The following is a 16554-nucleotide window of genomic DNA, read 5'->3' as shown; positions in this document are numbered from 1 at the left end:
TGCGCTAGCGTGGGTGGCGATGGCGAAGACCACTACGCGGCTCACCGACGACGCGATGGCGTTTCTCACCGAACGCCATCTGGCCATGCTGACCACGCTGCGGGCCGACAATTCGCCCCATGTGGTAGCGGTGGGTTTCACCTTCGATCCCATGACGCATATCGCTCGGGTGATCACCACCGGCGGCTCGCAGAAGGCGGTCAACGCCGAGCGCGGCGGGGTCGCGGTGCTGAGCCAGGTCGACGGCGCGCGCTGGCTGTCGCTGGAAGGCAAGGCTTCGGTGAATCGCGATATCGATGCCGTCCGTGATGCCGAATTGCGCTACGCCCAGCGCTATCGGACCCCGCGGGCCAATCCGCGACGGGTGGTCATCGAAGTTCTCGTGGAGCGGGTGTTGGGGTCGTCGTCGCTGCTGGACCGGGTGGAGTAGCCGCTAGGTAGCGCACCCATGCGCCGCCGGCGGGTCCGGCCACGGCGTGTACCCGGGCGTTCTGATTCCCCGTTCGCGGCAGGGCAAAGTCTGCGTTGACGGCCGCACAGGCTAACGGCGCCTGGTCGAATCTCACCGGATTTGGCGTCAATGTCCACGTGCCCGCGACGTTGAGGCAGGCGGCGGGGTGCGGGGCTTCGCACGGCGCGGCCACCCAGCGGCCGTTGGCCGCTTGGAGGGTGCAGCTTCCGGCGCTCGCGCGCGGTTCGTCGGGCGCCCAGCTCCACAGCGTGGCCTGGATACGCCCGTCTTCGGGGAGCAACTGGTCGAAGCCGAACAGGTTGACACCGCAGTCGGTCATCGCCTGCACCTTCGACGGTGTCAGCGCCTGTGGGTTCGCCGGGGGCCGGGTTGGGCTGGTGAGGGCCGACACCAACGTGGAGTCCTCGTAGTAGCGGACGAGCTTTGTTGCGTATACCTCGGTGTCATAGGTGGCGTCGCAGCTGGGGTATGGCTGGTAGCCCGACGTCGAGCCGCTCTCCACCTCCGGGCCCTTCCACGCGAAGACGTCATTGACCAGCTCGGTACACACGAACTGACCAGCACGACTTGTGCGCCCGCGGCGCGGACGTCGTTGTGTGACGTCTGCAGCGGGAGCGGAACGCAGCCGTTCGCGGCGCGGCCGGCCTGGTCGGGGTGATAGATCAGGCTCGTTCCGTCCGGACGCCGGAGGGTGTCTTCGAGGATGGCGAGTGATGATGAGTATGCCGCGGCGTCCTGCAGCTCGTCTTCGAGGTAGAGCAGGATGACCTCGTCGGTGTGACCGGGGGTGTTGAGCCAGTTCTTGATCTGTGGGAGCACCGCGGCGAACGGCGGCTCGTTGGTGCAGCCCAGGTTGCCATTCGTGGGTCCCAGACCGTGGCAGACCGTGACTTCTCGCTTGCCGAGGAGCTCCAGCCCGGATTTTTCGCGGGATGCCGATGTAGCTGGGTGTTGATAAGCGAAAGTGCCTGTCCTGCAAGGAATGATTGGACTTCTCTAGGGCTCAATCATCCTGACTGGAAGGCACCTCGCAGATGAAGAGTATCGCGGCGGTGTCGCGGGTGAAAGTCTCTGCCGATGGCCGCGGGGTGGTGTCGCACGCCGGGATGGGGCTGCTGCGGGAACTGGCCGACCAGACCGGGTTATCCGCGCAGGTCACGGCCGTGTTGGCCGATACCTACAAGGGGCCGTGGATACATGCCCCGGGTGCGGTGTTCGCCGATCTGGCCGCGGCGGTGGCTGATGGGGCGGACTGTATCGACGGAGTCGGGCAGCTGTGCGGGGATCGTGAGCATGTGTTCGGGCCCAAGGCCTCGACAACGACCATGTGGCGGCTGGTCGATGAGCGCATCGACGCTGTGCACCTGCCGAAGGTTCGTGCCGCGCGGGCGGCGGCGCGGGCGGCGGCCTGGGCTGCCGGAGCCGCGCCCCCGGCGGGCCGACCGCTGTGTATCGACGTCGACGCCACGCTGGTGATCGATCATTCCGACAACAAGGCGCAGGCGGCGCCGACGTGGAAGAAGTCCTTCGGCCACCACCCATTGCTGGCGTTTCTGGACCGTCCGGAGATCGCCGGCGGTGAGGCGCTGGCGGGGTTGTTGCGGGCCGGCAACGCCGGGTCCAACACCGCCGCCGACCACATCACGGTTCTCGAGCAGGCGTTGGCTTCGCTGCCGGCAGATTGGCGTCCCGGCCCGCACAATCCGGGCGCACCGGCGGTGGTGGTGCGTTCGGACTCGGCCGGGGCCACCCATAAGTTCGCCCGGGCCTGCCGCGATCGCGGGGTCGGGTTCTCCTTCGGGTTTCCCGTCGATGCCCGGGTCTGGGACGCTGCGGACACCCTCAACCTTGGTAATGGCTGGTATCCGGCGATCGAGGCCAGCGGCGAGATCCGTGACGGGGCGTGGGTGGCCGAGGCCACCGGCCTGGTCGACCTGTCGGCCTGGCCTGCCGGGACCCGGCTGGTGCTGCGCAAAGAGCGCCCGCACCCCGGGGCGCAGCTGCGGTTCACCGACATCGACGGCATGCGGGTGACCGCGTTCATCACCGACACCGTCCCCGGGGCCGTGCCTGGGCAGCTGGCCGGCCTGGAACTGCGCCATCGCCAGCACGCCCGCGTCGAGGACCGTATCCGCGAGGCCAAAGCCGCCGGCTTGGGCAACCTGCCCTGCCATGATTTCCAGTCCAACGCCGCCTGGCTCGAGATCGTCCTGGCCGCCGCCGATCTGGTCGCCTGGACCCAACTGATCGGATTCACCGACGCCCCCAAGTTGGCCCGCTGCGAGATCACCGCGTTCCGCTACCGGGTCCTGCACGTGGCCGCCCGCATCACCCGCGGCGCCCGCCAACTTCGGCTGCGCATCGACGCCACCTGGCGCTGGGCCGGCGCCATCGCGACCGCCTGGCAGCGCATCCGCGCCGCCTTCCCCTGACCGCCACAACCCCGTCCCGACGACCCGAAAGACCAAGCGGCCCTGGGAAAGCCCGCCCACCCCGGCGACACGGGCGGGCCAAACACACCCCAAACCCAAAATAGCAACCGCTCAACGCTTTTCGTGGTTCAGCGCCCCCGAACCCCACCGGCGCTAAAAATCGAGGCTAGCCTTGGGATGTAATGCAAGTCGAGTTCGAGGCCGCGGACGTCGATGTCGAGCTGTTGGGTCAGCGAGAGCTGTTGATTCGAGTCGGCGTGCGAGAGCGTAAATGAGTCGCTGAGGCTGTTGAACGAGTTGTGGGTGCCCAGCCACTGAGCTTGGCTGATCGGCAATGCGTCTCCAAGCGCGTACTGGAATTGCGCCGTGCGGTGCACCCATGACCGCAGATAGGCGTCCCGGGCTGCCTGGGTGACTTTATGGGCGAGCGGGAGTCTGCAGTGTGTGTCCACGATGCCGACGCGGCGACATTCCGCGGCGACGGCGTCGGCGAACTTGTTGAGTGCCACGCAGGGAATGGCGATGGGGCTGATGGCGTCGCAGGGTGCTGTGGGCGAGGTTTGCTCTGGCGGGTCGGCGGCCACCGGTGCGGGGGTGATCAATAGCAGGGTGGTCAGGCCGACGACGGCGGATGTCTGCAGCCATCGGGTGCCGGGCATGCGCGGTACTTTGGCACTTCGATGGGCGGGTTTCTAGGGATGTTGCGGAAGTGTTGTAATTGGGGCTCTGGTGGGTAGGGCGTCGGTAACGCCGAGGCAGTCGGACCGTTGCTAACCCAGCCACCATTTTCGGCTTGGTATTGCTGTAGTTCCATAAGATCTAGCATGCCTATCAGTCTTCGTATTCAAGCCAAAGTAATCCAGCGCTTCTTTCACAACCACCGGGCGCCCGGACACTTTCCACCAAGTTGCATCAGACTGGCGTTCCTCGATTTTCGCCAGATTTTTGTAAGAGCAGGTCATCGCGCTCGTGCCGACGGCATGCTTCGTAAATTCAATTGCCGCGCGCCGGTCACTCAAGAACTCGCGATATTGGGATAGGGTTAGCTCGTAGCACTCTTCATGGTCAACGATACCATTGCTGACGGTATCGACGCATAATAGCGGGCCGAGCTTGACTCAATGCCAATAGCATATCTCTCTCTGCCCGAGAAAAATATGTAGCGTCAAATTTTATCGCAATTCCCGATTCTACTTGAATACATCCGTTACAGTAAAATCGTGCGGCGGTATATCTCCACCGTCTATGACAACAGCCTCAGATGCACGCCTTCGGCAGCGCCTGTCATCAATGGTCAACTTGAAGACACTGCTGGGTTGGTGCTTATCAATTGACTCCGGAGAATAGCCGCTGTCTACTACTTCCTAATTTTCGCGCCATAAAGTAAAAAGAGGCTTGCCGTCAGCAGCGAGATAAGAATTCTTGATGAGATCAATAGTTGCATCCAAATAGTGGGATAATTCGACTAGCCTGTCCACCGCTGTAATCGCAACGACCTTTCCGGTGTGATCAATGAGGGTGTGCCGTTCTCGTCCAGCAAAATCCCGCTTGCCGATGCTATATCCCGGCCGCAATTCGTCGCGATGGAATGGTGCACGTATGTACGGAAGTCCCGCACTACTTCGAACTGATGCTCCAAAGACTCCATAGAGATACTTTTCTATGACGGGCATCGACTCTGCTGCGAACTCATAAGCCTCGGGACCCAAGCGATCAGAACACGTAATAACATACCAACCTTCGACGTTGCTGATAAAGTATCGAACCTCCCCCACGTTGCTCCAGATCACTGTCCGGCCATCATTAGTTTGCGACCCCTGGACCATGTCTAGGCCCGCACGTCGACCCCACGCCTGTAAATCCGGCGTAAGATCCACACCGTTCGTCATTTGCGCAGTACTCCTATTTTGGTTAGTTCCGTTACACGTCGCACTACGCCCTCATCATCGAATACCCGGACCTGTATAGAGCCGCCTGGTTGAGCAACTCCAGGCGCGACCTCCGACACCTCGATACTCCACCCGTCTGGCAGGTCACCAAATGTATATGCGCGATAAGGTTCCCGAAGGGAATCTACGTGAAGCGCACGCTGTTCCCACGAAGCGGGCTTGCCGTCTTGCATAACAGCCAAATATTTACCGTTATCGCTGCCGATGCGGTCAAGCAGAGGACCATAATCCTTCAAGTAACCCGCCCGGTCTGTATAGGCCACCCGTGTTCCCGGTACGGCGCCGTCGTTAAGCGGAAAATTGCCCCAGTGTTGACCTTCATTTCCTACCTTGTTATAACGTAAAGCGTATTCCTGTTTAGTATACGCACGCCCTTGCGGGTCGCGACCAAACGGCGCTTCGGGATCATCAACAAGTCTTGCAACGTCTCGACTGATTTTACTTGGATCCATCGGGTCATCTGGAAAATCCCAATGCCGCGATAGCGGTTCCCCGTAATGCGGGTCAATTTGTTCATCCGGTAGTCGATGCCATCCGTCGCCCGACGGCTCGTGAGAATGTACCGGATCTTGGCGTTCGTCCGGGGTGCAAGCGTCGCCCGGCTGCGGTGGAGCATCACCTCCCGGTGACGGTGGTTCCTGTGTGTGGCCGCCGGCTCGGAGGTCGTCGCCAGACCCGTACCGGCCACCGCGCGTTGGTGCTTCGGGTGGTTGCCGAGGCGGTGCAACACCGTCACCAAGGGCGCGCGCGGTACCGCTATGCCCTGCTGGTAGTTGGGTGGGACCAGCTCGGGACGAGATTTCTCCGGGGCCTAGCGCGCGGGGCGCCGCGGATAGCGACGTAGGACCCGCAGGCGCGGGCGCGGCGGGTGCTGGTTTGACGGACGTTGCCTCTGGTGCCCCCGAGGCGGACACCGTTTCAGGCGGGCGCGAAGTGGTCGACAAGATCTGGTCGCCCGCCGCAGCGGGTATAGGAGACGGACTCGACGCCGCAGGCGTGGCCGGGACACGCGAGTCAACCGGCCCCGAGGTCACGGAACCCGTTGGGGCAGTGGGCGACTCGGCTGTGGTCGTGCTCAGTGTGGTGGATTCCGCGGGGTTCGTGGCCTCAACCGGTGCCCGCGGGGGCTCTCCCGTCGGCAAGGCCGAGGGTTCGCCGCTGGGCTTCGGATCAGCCTTGGGCACATCCCCCCCGAGGTCCTCCAGCTCAGTCGTCAGCGCCTCACCGGAGTGGGTGATATCACCCAACCGCCCGCCACCACCCGGCGCTCCGACACCCTTACCGCCACTGCCTTCTTCCTCGGCGACGCCTTCCTCCACAGCACGCCCGCCCGCGCCAAAACGCCTGACCTCGCCAACCCCAAGCGCCAAGGTCCCAACATCAAAGAGGTTCTCCCCCAACCCCAGCCCAGGCCGATCCCTGCTCCAATCGTCGAAATGCAGCAAGCCCTTCCAGGTCTGCGCCGCACCGTCGGGATCCACCAGGGCATAAACCGGAAGCGAACGCACCGCCGTCACATCCAACCCCTCCCAAGCAGCCGCCGCACCCTCGGGATCGGTCAGAAAATGCCGCGGGCTGAGCTGATCCATACCATGCACCGTCGAGAACGCCGCCTGGTAGACACCCTCCGTGACGTTGCTGAAGAAATCGAAAACCGTCGCCAGCGGATTGCCAACCTCGGTGCCCAGAAAATGCGTCAACTCACCGCGCACATAGCGCTGCATCCCGCGCACCAAACCATCAGCGATCCCCATTCCACGCTGCATCGCCCGCTCCTTGGCCTGCGCTTCACGACCCAAGTTGTGCAGCACCGCCTTGATGTCCTCGGCGATCTCTTTGACCTCTTGCAGCGCATCGCCGTCAAAGACCGACACCACCTCGTGCCACAACCCTGACGCCGACCCCAACCGGTGCAAGAGGTCTCGAATGGCGTTTTGCGCGTGGGCCACCTCGTCAGCGAAATAATCGAGGGCGCCGGCCAACTGTTCACACTGCTTGCCCAGGCTTGCCATCGCGACGCCAAGCTCGGACAAGACCGGCTGAATCAGAGGCCCTTCCGGAATCTCTTGCCCGGCGATCACCGCCTTCGGTCCATTAAGCCCCTGCTCCGCCCCGCCGAGTGCCGCAGCAAAACCACGCCAACACCCCGCGGCCGCATGCAATCCCGCCACATCCCCGTTAGGCCACAAATCACCGACAAACAGCTCCACAACCCGCCATGGACCTCCCCCGGTTTCCCGGAGACTTTTTTATTTGGGACCGACCCCCTCGAGTGGGAGGGTAGCCGCTTGGGGGTGGTGCTGCTGGTTGTCCTTCCAGGCAGCTTCATATTCGTCGGGTGAGAGCCCGCAGAGGCCAGCTTGGATGCGGCGGGGGTTGTACCAGCCGGATACTTCCTGTTCGCTGCCACTGCACACTTCCTTCCTCCAGGCTCTCAAGATCAAACCTGGTTCGGAAGTCTCCGAGAAACCGGGGGAAGCACACCACAGCATCGGCGGGGGCGGGCCTGCACCCAACGTCCCCGGTGGACCAGGAGCCGAAAACTGCTGCGGATCGTGGGGCGCCGGCAAAACACCACTGCCACCGCCCAACGTGGACGCCGCTTCAGCCCTGGAATAATTCGACGCGGACAGTTGAATCTTGGCGCCGTTATCACGGCAAGCATTGATCACCGCCGCGGCAGCCTTCAACAGCGACTTCGCCGCATCCTGATAGGCCAGCCCAAACATGTCACCAGCCGCATCCTGACCAGTATTTGCACCGAAACCGGCCGTCAACGAACCCAACGCGGCCACAATGTCCTCACCAACAGCAGCCACCGCACTGCCCGCAGTGAACATCACATCAGGGTCGACCGCCAGCGAAGCCACGCGCGGAATTTTGCCCTATGGCGCGCAGTGTCGCCATTCACCGAGTCCAGTCTCGGGTCCTCAGATTTCTCCGTCGCCCGCGCAACGCGGACCCGGCGTGCTGCTGCCCCGGATGGCCGATACGACCTGGCTGACAGCAACTCCATCAGCAGTATCAGCAAGCGCCGAGCTGAACCCCGTGAGCTGGCGGCAAACTTCTCGACAGTTGTCGTGCTGGTCAATTCAATTCACCACCGCCCCACGGAGTCGGTCTTCACAGCTGCGAGTAGTAATACGGTTGCACTCAACGCAGTCCGGTGTCCGCGTGGTGCGGTTTAAAAGTCACCGGTTTGCCGCCGGAATTGCTGATATCCGCGTATAGCGCCTTCCGCGGTCGAACTGCGACGCTGCCTGCTCCACAGCGGCGCACCCTAACTGACCAAAAGCGCTGAATTGCAAAGAGTCACTAGTGGTTTCGCGCCATGAGTTCGCGTTGCCAGCGCAAACTAGCCCATGGATGGAAGGACTTCGAGCGCTCACCTAGCCGTGATCAGGCGGGCATCTTGTTGGACGAGAAGCGGATTGATGAGGTCGACCACGATCCAGTGCCTTGACTCATCTACGGCGGTGATCACACCGAGGTTGTAGATAGCACCATCAAGCTCAACTGTGACCGGGGAGCCGAGCACCCACTGCTCGATGGGCTTGGTGGTGTCGTCTGCCGCCACGACGACGCGAGCCACGCCAGCGGGCAGGTCCTTCAGATCCGGTGTGGAGGCCGGGTCGAGCACGTGTCCCGTGACGACGACTCCGTCGACGTTGCTCCACCTTGCAGGCGCCTTGCGCTGTTCGACCGACTGTACAGCCTGAACGGTTGCGCCGGTCGGCGCCTGGTCGTTGACTTTGACGTCCACCGGAACCGCCCACTCTGGCTGACCGGAACTGAACACCGCCAGGGGGGAAGTCGGGATCGTCCACGGTTCGTTGGCAACTGCCGGTTGTACATCGCCCGGGGCGACGTAAGTGATCTCGCCGACTTTGATTCGACGGGGTGGTTCGCCGGCGGCCCGCACCTTCATCACCGACACCGGCGCATGCACAGCACCTTGAGCACATTGCGCCGCGGTGATGAAGCCGCGCAGCCGCTGACCGCCATGATTCGCATCCGGGTAGTCGATATAGAAGCCGGCTTTGCACACCACGGTGGCGGCCTCGTCACCAACCATGATTGGAGACCCTGGTTGCAGCGCGGTCACTGGCCCCGACGTCAACGTCGGCGCGTTGATCGACGGCGGGGGTGAGGCAAATGAGGTGGAGGACTTAACGCTCGATGACGTTGTGCCCGAAGACTTGTCGCTGGCATTCGACGCGCAGCAGACGGCGCCCAAGAGAAGGGGCAGGATGATCGACGCCGCTACCAATAACCTTGCGGCGCTAGCCTTTCTCATGTTTTCGCGCTTGGCGAGGGCCAGCCAGGAGACGCCGGCAGGGTCGGAAACAACGACCGGTCATATTCTTGGCCCATTACAAAATCGCGGTGCGGGGGCGCCTTCGCGACACAGGCATCTTCGTCTTGGACATAACCCGGCCATTCCCACTCCCGCCCCATTCCAGGCTGGGCGTACCACCCGCCCTCGCGGCTGGTGATCCTCCAACCAGTGAAAACATCGACCGACGGCGCATGCGCCGGCCCCTGCTGAGCGGGCAGCGGCGGCGCCGGCCTGGCAGGAGCGGTCATGGTGATCCGCATCGCCGCGATACCTGTATCCGGGCCTGGCCTTGCAACATGCGGGTACACATAGTCTCGGCCAAGACGGCCCTCATTAGCACTGCCGAATGTGTATTCGCAGACAATGACCGTGACATCACGACCCGATGTTGTAACAGACAAGAGGTGGTCCTGCTGCGTGCCCACCCATGGCCGGTCCGGCGAACCGCCGGTCTGTGGCCACAGATACTGTGTGCCGATCGGATCGTAGATGGACTTGTTGGAATCAACCGACTGCCTAAATCCCGGGTACAGATACTTGTTATCGCTCGTAGCGGAGGCCAGCGTGAACGACTCTGCGTAGGCGCGCACCACCACCGCCGGCCACGCGGTCACGTCGATACCGGGTTCAGCAGTCCACACCATGGTGAAGTCGTCGAGCACCGCAGGCCAACCCGCCGGCGGCGCCGCAGACGTACTGGTCGAAGCTTCACCCGAGCGGCCGCCCGAACCGCATCCGCCGACAAACAGCACAGCAACTGCCAAAAACGCTGCGATGGTTCGCAACTCGGGCCGGATTCGCATCACTTCCTGCCCTGATCGGGGTGCGGGACACCAACAATATCGTCGTAGCGGCTGACCAACCCCACATCCGGGGACAAGCGCTCGCTGGGCGGCCTGGGTTCGAGCGACTGCGATAACGCGGGACCAATCACGCTGTTGTATTGACCGGCCGTAACGCCTTGTGGCTGAAGTTCTTCCAACGTCGCGATTCGCCCGTTGGGGTGGTCGTGGTCATAGATGATGAAACCGGGTGGCAACCCGGCTACGGTGTGTCCTGTTCCGAGCATGGCGTTGAGGATCTCTTGGTCGGCCATTCCTAAAGACATGGGTTGTATCGGATTTTCGGTCGGCGCAGTCGGTGATGGTCCGAGGATGGCGTTTTCCAGGTTGTGGCCGAGGATGCCGATCGTAGGACCGGCGATGCGGCCGACCCCGGGGATAAAGCCACCTGCTGTGGTGAGACCTTGCAAGCCCGTTTCATACGCCGATTTCTTGGACTGGTATTCCGAGACGCCCTGGTGGTACCCATTGTCCTCGTTGGCTTGAAACGCATTGTGTGTGCCGACGTCGACCAGCGCCCGCAAAGTTGCGGCATCATACAAGTGCTGGTCGTAACCCGAATGGGTAAGATCGTTGGCAAAGACAGCTTCGTGAAGCACAGCCTGCGCGTAGGCCTGGCCGTTGAAGTACTGGGCGGCCTCCTTATCGCTGCTCAGCACCGAGAAGACACCCTTGGCCACCGGCAGCGCACCCGACATGGTGTCGCGGTCGAGCGGATCACCGAATCCCGGTAATCCCCCCGATGTGCCGGCGATGTTGTTGACATAGGGCCCCAGCCCGTGGGCCATATCGCGGACCAAGTTCGGGTTCACCTGACCAAGGGTGTGGTTTCCCGGAAGATGCAGCAACTCCTGGTCCTTGCCGATGTACGAACTGTAAGCGCGGGCGGTTTCGGCGGCGATCCTTTCCTCCGGCCCCTGGACCACCGCCGAATCCCCGGTCCACGAAAACAGGGATCCAACACCTTGGCCGTTGTCTTTCCAGTAATGGTGGGTGATGTTTCGCAGGAACTTGTCGTGGTCGGCTCCGGTGATGGTGTCATGTACTACCTGGTGATCCGGCGACACCGCCGAGAGGACATTGGACACCGTGGGATCCAAAGCAGGATCGCGTTCGACGTTTTGTCCTTGGCTGGCAGGGTCGGCACGCCAGATCGGCGTGTCCATCATGACCGATGCCTTATGGATCATCGCGCGATCCAACTCGGTATTCGTCTGAAAGCCCTTGTCCCCGTCCTTGACGATGCCGGCGATGTCGTTCATTTGATGCGTAAAGAGCACTCCCGGCGAGTTCAACGCCTGCTGGACACTTTCAGGCACCTGCGAGACGCCACCTTTTACCGTGTCGGAACCCTGCTTGGCGCCAACGGTTAACGGAGTCTTCGGGAAGGTGATATTTGGATTGCTCATCAGCTGCCAGGAATTGGCGATCATGCCCCTTTGTCCGCCCAGGCGTTGCTCCGCGGTCGTGAGCGCGTCGACAGACATGCCGTGTTCTTGAGCTTGCAACTGACTCAACACTGAGGCCTGCTCGGCAGTCAACGGAACTTTCCCGGCCAACTGATCGGGGGTAATAGAACCCAATACAGCATTAACTCGTCCGGCCGCGCCTTGGTCACCAGCGAGCGCATCATGGACGTCTTGTTCAGCTTGGTCAGGTGTCTCGGGTTCGTGGTTGTCGACGCCCCAAATTCGAGAAGGGTCGTACCCGTCGACAGCCAGACTTTTCTCCGCCGTTATCAGGAAGCTTGAATACCCGTCGCGGATCGAATGCAGATTAGCCAGGGCAGCCTTGGTGTCCTCGATCGCGTCGTTTTCGCACGTGTGAATGAAAGCATCCAGCGTCGCCCTGTCCTCTGCGGTGAGCTGAGGGTTTCTCTCAAGCGTCACCGCCTGGCCAATTTCGTCATCGAGTTGCTGTAGCTGACCCTCTAGCTTTGCGATCTCCCCGCTTGCGGATCGCTGCGCGTCGGCCAGGGCGGCCGCGATGTTTTCCAGGTCCACCCCAATCTTGGGCAATTGCAGCGACTGCGCACCCAGCGACTGCGTGACGCGCTGCACCTCAGCGGAGTCGTTGATCGGGTGCTCACCATTCTCCCGATTCCAGGCTTGCTCGAAGCGGCGCCGTGCCAGGTCGAAAGCGGCGTCAGCCTCTGCGGTGCACCGGCCGGCGGCATGAAACGCCTCCGCCAGATTCGAAATCTGTGCTGGACGACCGGCTTTGAGGCTTTGATTTATCGCCCATGGATCACCACCGGATTCGGCGATCAACAGTGGGATGCTGATGTAGCGAAGCTGCACTGCGCCCTCCGTAGTTGTGGATCATTCCATGTCGGTGAAGACGCAGCGGCCCCCGACCCGTGACGCCGCTGGTGACGGCTCTTCGGCAGATACCTGGCTACCTGCGTCGCACACCGCATCACAGATGACCGCCAAGGGAGCCACGCGCGAATTCTGCCCTACTGCACGGGTTGTCGCCATTCACGCCTGAAAACGGACGTGGGGAGCATCGGCGGTCTCGCCCGGTGGGGGCAGCGTGGCAACTCGGCGTTCGTCGACATCGACGCGGCCCGAACAGGCACTGGAGTGCGCCCAGGCAGCAGTTGCAATACCCTTCCGTGGGGTGACGAACCTCCCACCTTTGACCGGCCAATGGACACCGGCCCATCCCACGCAGCCCGGGACAGGCTCACGCGTTTGGCAAGCTGTGGGCTTGGCCATCGCCATTGCCCTAGGCGCCGCAGCTCTAATTGTGGCGCTGACACGCCCGACGACCAGCGGAACAGCCGCAGGCCTGGCAACGTCCGCTCCGGCGACGTACACCTCCGCTGAAGTCGCCGCCGCGCACCAGAAGTTGTGTGAGGCTGGTGGCGCATGCAGTGCAGATTGACACGAACAGCGACGACCCGGCTCTTGCCCGTGTTACGAGTGTCAATGCGGCAATGGTGCTGGACCAAACGGTGAATGCGGCACCAGCGTTAGCCAACGATGACCGCAGCGCGGCACTCGCGCTCGCCGAGGCATACACCCATGCAAGCGCCGTAGCTAGCGTTATCACGGGTCGCGGCGACCCCGAGTGGCGGGCGGCCGCCGACGCTGTAAACGCAAAGGATGCGAGGATGAAGGCCGTGTGCGGTCCCGGCTGACCTGCCACGCGGCGAGTAGTGGATGTTGCTAGTTGGTGCGTGGTGGCCGGCTCGTCCTGATGCGCCCGCGGCCGGAATCTCGTACTGGCGCCAGGCAGGGGAAGTCAACCGCCAAGAGGCCAGCAATCTACAAAACGCACGATCTCTGTTGGCGGTAAACAGGGGACAAAGCTCCGACGATTTGCTAGAGCGGTACTGGGGGTGTGGACAGGTGAGCAGCGTGCGGCCACTATGGCCTGTCAGGCCAAGCACAATGTGCACATAGCGACCGAGTCGCACATGCGATCAACAATCGCAATGTGAGCCATGCGGGAACCCTGCCCTACGGCATGGGTTGTCGCTACTCACCCGGTTTCCTTTGGATGGGACGCCAGGAGCATGGGCCGCCTCGCTCACTCATGAGCGCCATCGCGGCAACCACAACGTGCATAGACATCGACGTAGCTGAATAGACACTGGAGTGCGCGCAGGCAGCAGCAGGAATAGCCTTACTCAGGTGACGACCAACCACCCGCCTGCGCAGCAGTTACCGCCATATCCCACCTACCCCCCAACACGGTCCCGCATCTGGCCAGTGGTGGCACTGTCGGTCTTAGCCACCTTACTCGGCGCCGCAGCTTTGATCGTGGCATTGACCCGCCCTACTACGAGCGGAACATCCGCAAGCTCGGCGACGTCCGCGCCGCCAACGTACACCTCCGCGGAAGTCGCCGCAGCGCATCAGAAGTTGTGCGAGGTATACAAGCTGGCAGCGCGTCAAGTACAAATCGAAACAAATGGTACTAACCCGGCGCTTGCCGCTGCTGCCGGTGTGAATGGAGCGGTGATGTTGATACAAGCAGTGGATGGCGCTCCAGCGCTTTCGCCCGGTGATCGTGCTGCCGCGCTGGCGCTCGCTGAGGCCTACACCAGTACAAATGCGATGGGTAGTTACCTGGGCCGGGACGATCCGGCACTTCAGGCGGCGATCGATGACGTCATCGCTAAGGACGCGCGAATGAAAGCCGTGTGCGGTGCCGGCTGATCTGCCACCCGGCAAGTGGTCGATGTTGCTGGTCGGCGCGTGGTGGCCGGCTCGCCCCGATTCGCCCGCGGCCGGGGTCTCGTACTGGAGCCAGGCCGGGAAAGTCAAGCGCGAGGAGGCAAGCGACCTGCAAAACACACGATCGCAACTGGCAGTAAATAAAGGTCGGACCGCCACCGATTTGCTTGAACGGTATTGGCGCGGCGAGCAGCGTGTAGCTACTATCGCTCATCAGTGCCAAGTGAAAAGTGAGCAAAGCGACCTAGTCGCAGACGCGGTCAACAATTTGCGTGATCGGCTCAGCGAAATCGCCAAGTCCGGCAACGCGGAGATAGACCGGATTCTATCTGGTAACGGGCCCACGGAGGCCAAAGTTGCCGCGGTGAATGCGGTTATTGTCGAAAAAAACGCAAGTGCATCCCATGCTGGGGCGAATGCGATATCCAACATTGTCGACGCTACGCAGCGGGTACTCGATGCAACCATCGGTGGTGACGCCCGCAAGTGGCTGCGTGACCATGGCGTAAATCTCGACGGCCCACCTCCACCCCAACCGGTCACCGCGGAAGACCTCGGCTCGCCGCCCGCCGCATCCGCAGAACGATCGACTTACGGCGCCCCTCGGGGATCGGCCAGCACAGTGGCGCACGGTGATGCCGAGTCATTGGGATCACCGATCGAGCCAGCTTACGGCGGACCTCAAGGTATGACCGACGCATCGCTGCGGACTGACATCAAACCACCAGCCTCCCCGCCAGGGCCAGCTTACGGAGGTCCGCAAGGGGTGCCAGGCGCACCCTCGGCGCCGATTGCCCTTTCACCGCAGTCTCCGCCGGGCGCACCAGCGTTCAGCATCGGCAGCCCCTCCATTCCGGCGGCTTCGGCACCGGCGACCGGCGTATCAGCAGCGGCTGCCGCACCTTTATCACCACAGTCCCTAAGCCAGTCGTTTACCACCGGCATGATGACCGGAGCGCCGGCGGCTGCCGGAGCGCAGTCGTTGTCCGAGGGCACAATCCACGCGGCCACAGAGCCTTTGGCACCAACTACGCCACCCGCGACTACGCCGATGGCCACCACTCCAGCAATCGCGACCGGCGCCGCCGCCGTCCCTCATGTTCCCGACATGAGCGCGGCCGCAGCTCCGACCCCGGTCGTATCACCGACGACCGAGACCGGCATGACCACGGTAGCCCCGGTAGTTGCGGGTGGACCGACCGCAAGCCCGATCGCCCCAGTCAGCGCCCCGGCGGGGCCGTTGCCCGCCTACGGCTCTGACCTGCGCCCGCCGGTCATCACACCACCTACCGCCGCCCCCGCCGGTCCGGTCTCTGGTGCAGCAGTAGCGCCCTCCCCGTCCTCGTCACCCGCGGCCGGTGCCTCGATGATGTCGCCGGTCGCAAAATCGACCTCACAGGCCGCCCACGGACAAACGCCAAGCGCAGCATCACCATTGGCCGGTGCCACCGTCACCGCTACGGTCGGGGCCACAACCGGCGACGCGGCGAACCGATCCGCCGAACAGCAACGCCTGCGACGCTTCGTCGATGCGATGGCCCGACAGGAACCAAACATCTCCTGGGCGGCCGGCCTACGCGACGGCGGACGGACCACACTACTGGTCACCGATCTCGCCGGAGGCTGGATTCCACCCCATGTGCGGCTGCCCGCCCATGTGACGCTGCTGGAGCCGGCACCACGACGTCACGATGCCAATGTTGAAGACCTCTTAGGCGCGGTCTCGGTGGCCGCGGTACACCAGCCGCATGGCTACATCGGCGAGCCAGAACCCGACGAGCCCGCCCTAACCGGGGACCGCACCGCACGCACTGCGCCCACCGTGGACGAACTCGGGCCGACCCTGGTCGAAGCCGTGCGCCGCCGCGACGGCCTACCCCGCATCGCACAAGCAGTCGCAATAGCCGCCGCGCGCAAGTACGGCGTACCAGACAATGAAGTCGAGCTACTACATGAACGAGCCACTGAAATACAGCAATCGGTCCTGAGCACGTATCCGCATCATGACGCCGCGGCCGTGGTTGATTGGATGCTGTTGGCAGCGATCAACGCGTTAATCGAAGGCAACCATAGTGCGGCAAACTATCACCTGGCCTGGGCGATCGCTGTCACGTCAACGAGGAGAGGCACATGACCATCACCGCTGACCCTGAAAGCTATGGAGCAGTGGACCTCCCCCGGTTTCCCGGAGACTTTTTTTATTTGGGACCGACCCCCTCGAGTGGGAGGGTAGCCGCTTGGGGGTGGTGCTGCTGGTTGTCCTTCCAGGCAGCTTCATATTCGTCGGGTGAGAGCCCGCAGAGGCCAGCTTGGATGCGGCGGGGGTTGTACCA

The 16554-nt window shown here is 62.8% G+C and carries 10 protein-coding genes and 3 pseudogenes; 5 read left to right on the top strand and 8 right to left on the bottom strand.

The annotated features are described in order from the left end of the window. Positions 1–13: 13 nt before the first annotated feature. Positions 14–430 (top strand): F420-dependent biliverdin reductase, encoded by a 417-nt coding sequence (locus CDN38_RS25625; RefSeq protein WP_180276386.1) that lies wholly within the window; start codon positions 14–16, stop codon positions 428–430. Here CDN38_RS25625 and CDN38_RS31340 read toward each other — a convergent pair. Further along, positions 369–1387 (bottom strand): annotated as a pseudogene (locus CDN38_RS31340) (phosphoinositide-specific phospholipase C-related protein); the annotation flags it as partial. The gene CDN38_RS25625 and the pseudogene CDN38_RS31340 sit on opposite strands and share 62 nt — an antisense overlap. Positions 1388–1506: 119 nt before the next feature. Here CDN38_RS31340 and CDN38_RS25615 point away from each other — a divergent pair. Beyond that, entirely contained in the window at positions 1507–2904 is a 1398-nt protein-coding gene (locus tag CDN38_RS25615; protein WP_075513435.1) for an IS1380 family transposase, read from the top strand. 146 nt (positions 2905–3050) lie between these two features. Here CDN38_RS25615 and CDN38_RS25610 read toward each other — a convergent pair. The 7 genes and pseudogenes from CDN38_RS25610 to CDN38_RS25575 form a co-directional block, all read right to left on the bottom strand. Further along, positions 3051–3563 (bottom strand): annotated as a pseudogene (locus CDN38_RS25610) (phosphoinositide-specific phospholipase C-related protein); the annotation flags it as partial. 705 nt (positions 3564–4268) lie between these two features. Next, positions 4269–4793, bottom strand: coding sequence for a TNT antitoxin family protein (locus CDN38_RS25600; RefSeq protein ID WP_082277416.1), 525 nt, complete (start codon positions 4791–4793; stop codon positions 4269–4271). After that, positions 4790–7063, bottom strand: a complete 2274-nt coding sequence (locus tag CDN38_RS25595; RefSeq protein WP_142361331.1) for a TNT domain-containing protein — start codon at positions 7061–7063, stop codon at positions 4790–4792. The genes CDN38_RS25600 and CDN38_RS25595 overlap by 4 nt, the downstream gene beginning before the upstream one ends. 39 nt (positions 7064–7102) lie before the next feature. After that, positions 7103–7723 carry a hypothetical protein gene (locus CDN38_RS31335; RefSeq protein ID WP_244307481.1) on the bottom strand — a complete coding sequence of 207 codons (621 nt, stop codon included), beginning with the start codon at positions 7721–7723 and terminating at the stop codon, positions 7103–7105. 515 nt (positions 7724–8238) lie between these two features. Further along, positions 8239–8928 carry a hypothetical protein gene (locus tag CDN38_RS31330; RefSeq protein WP_075509073.1) on the bottom strand — a complete coding sequence of 230 codons (690 nt, stop codon included), beginning with the start codon at positions 8926–8928 and terminating at the stop codon, positions 8239–8241. 218 nt (positions 8929–9146) lie between these two features. Continuing rightward, entirely contained in the window at positions 9147–9995 is an 849-nt protein-coding gene (locus CDN38_RS25580; protein WP_233027041.1) for a hypothetical protein, read from the bottom strand. Continuing rightward, positions 9995–12334 carry a putative alpha/beta hydrolase gene (locus CDN38_RS25575; protein WP_075509072.1) on the bottom strand — a complete coding sequence of 780 codons (2340 nt, stop codon included), beginning with the start codon at positions 12332–12334 and terminating at the stop codon, positions 9995–9997. Before CDN38_RS25575 ends, CDN38_RS25580 begins: the two co-directional genes overlap by 1 nt. A gap of 867 nt (positions 12335–13201) precedes the next feature. Here CDN38_RS25575 and CDN38_RS33215 point away from each other — a divergent pair. The 3 genes and pseudogenes from CDN38_RS33215 to CDN38_RS29715 all read left to right on the top strand — a co-directional run. Beyond that, positions 13202–13469 (top strand): annotated as a pseudogene (locus CDN38_RS33215) (DUF5631 domain-containing protein); the annotation flags it as partial. A gap of 206 nt (positions 13470–13675) precedes the next feature. Continuing rightward, entirely contained in the window at positions 13676–14203 is a 528-nt protein-coding gene (locus CDN38_RS25565; RefSeq protein ID WP_075509076.1) for a hypothetical protein, read from the top strand. Continuing rightward, the gene (locus CDN38_RS29715; RefSeq protein ID WP_161951578.1) at positions 14193–16355 is read left to right on the top strand and encodes a DUF5631 domain-containing protein; all 2163 of its coding nucleotides are present in this window, start codon (positions 14193–14195) and stop codon (positions 16353–16355) included. The genes CDN38_RS25565 and CDN38_RS29715 overlap by 11 nt, the downstream gene beginning before the upstream one ends. The last annotated feature ends 199 nt before the right edge of the window (positions 16356–16554 follow it).

It is taken from the genome of Mycobacterium ostraviense (genome assembly GCF_002705925.1).
GTDB lineage: Bacteria > Actinomycetota > Actinomycetes > Mycobacteriales > Mycobacteriaceae > Mycobacterium > Mycobacterium ostraviense.
Note: the sequence above shows the minus strand (reverse complement) of the source record. Positions and strands in the feature narration are given on the sequence as shown.

Bases quoted from the DNA above. Each gene is read 5' to 3' on its own strand.
- CDN38_RS25615 (WP_075513435.1), top strand. From the start codon at position 1,507: ATGAAGAGTATCGCGGCGGTGTCGCGGGTGAAAGTCTCTGCCGATGGC.
- CDN38_RS31330 (WP_075509073.1), bottom strand. From the start codon at position 8,928: ATGGTTGGTGACGAGGCCGCCACCGTGGTGTGCAAAGCCGGCTTCTAT.
- CDN38_RS25580 (WP_233027041.1), bottom strand. From the start codon at position 9,995: ATGCGAATCCGGCCCGAGTTGCGAACCATCGCAGCGTTTTTGGCAGTT.
- CDN38_RS25600 (WP_082277416.1), bottom strand. From the start codon at position 4,793: ATGACGAACGGTGTGGATCTTACGCCGGATTTACAGGCGTGGGGTCGA.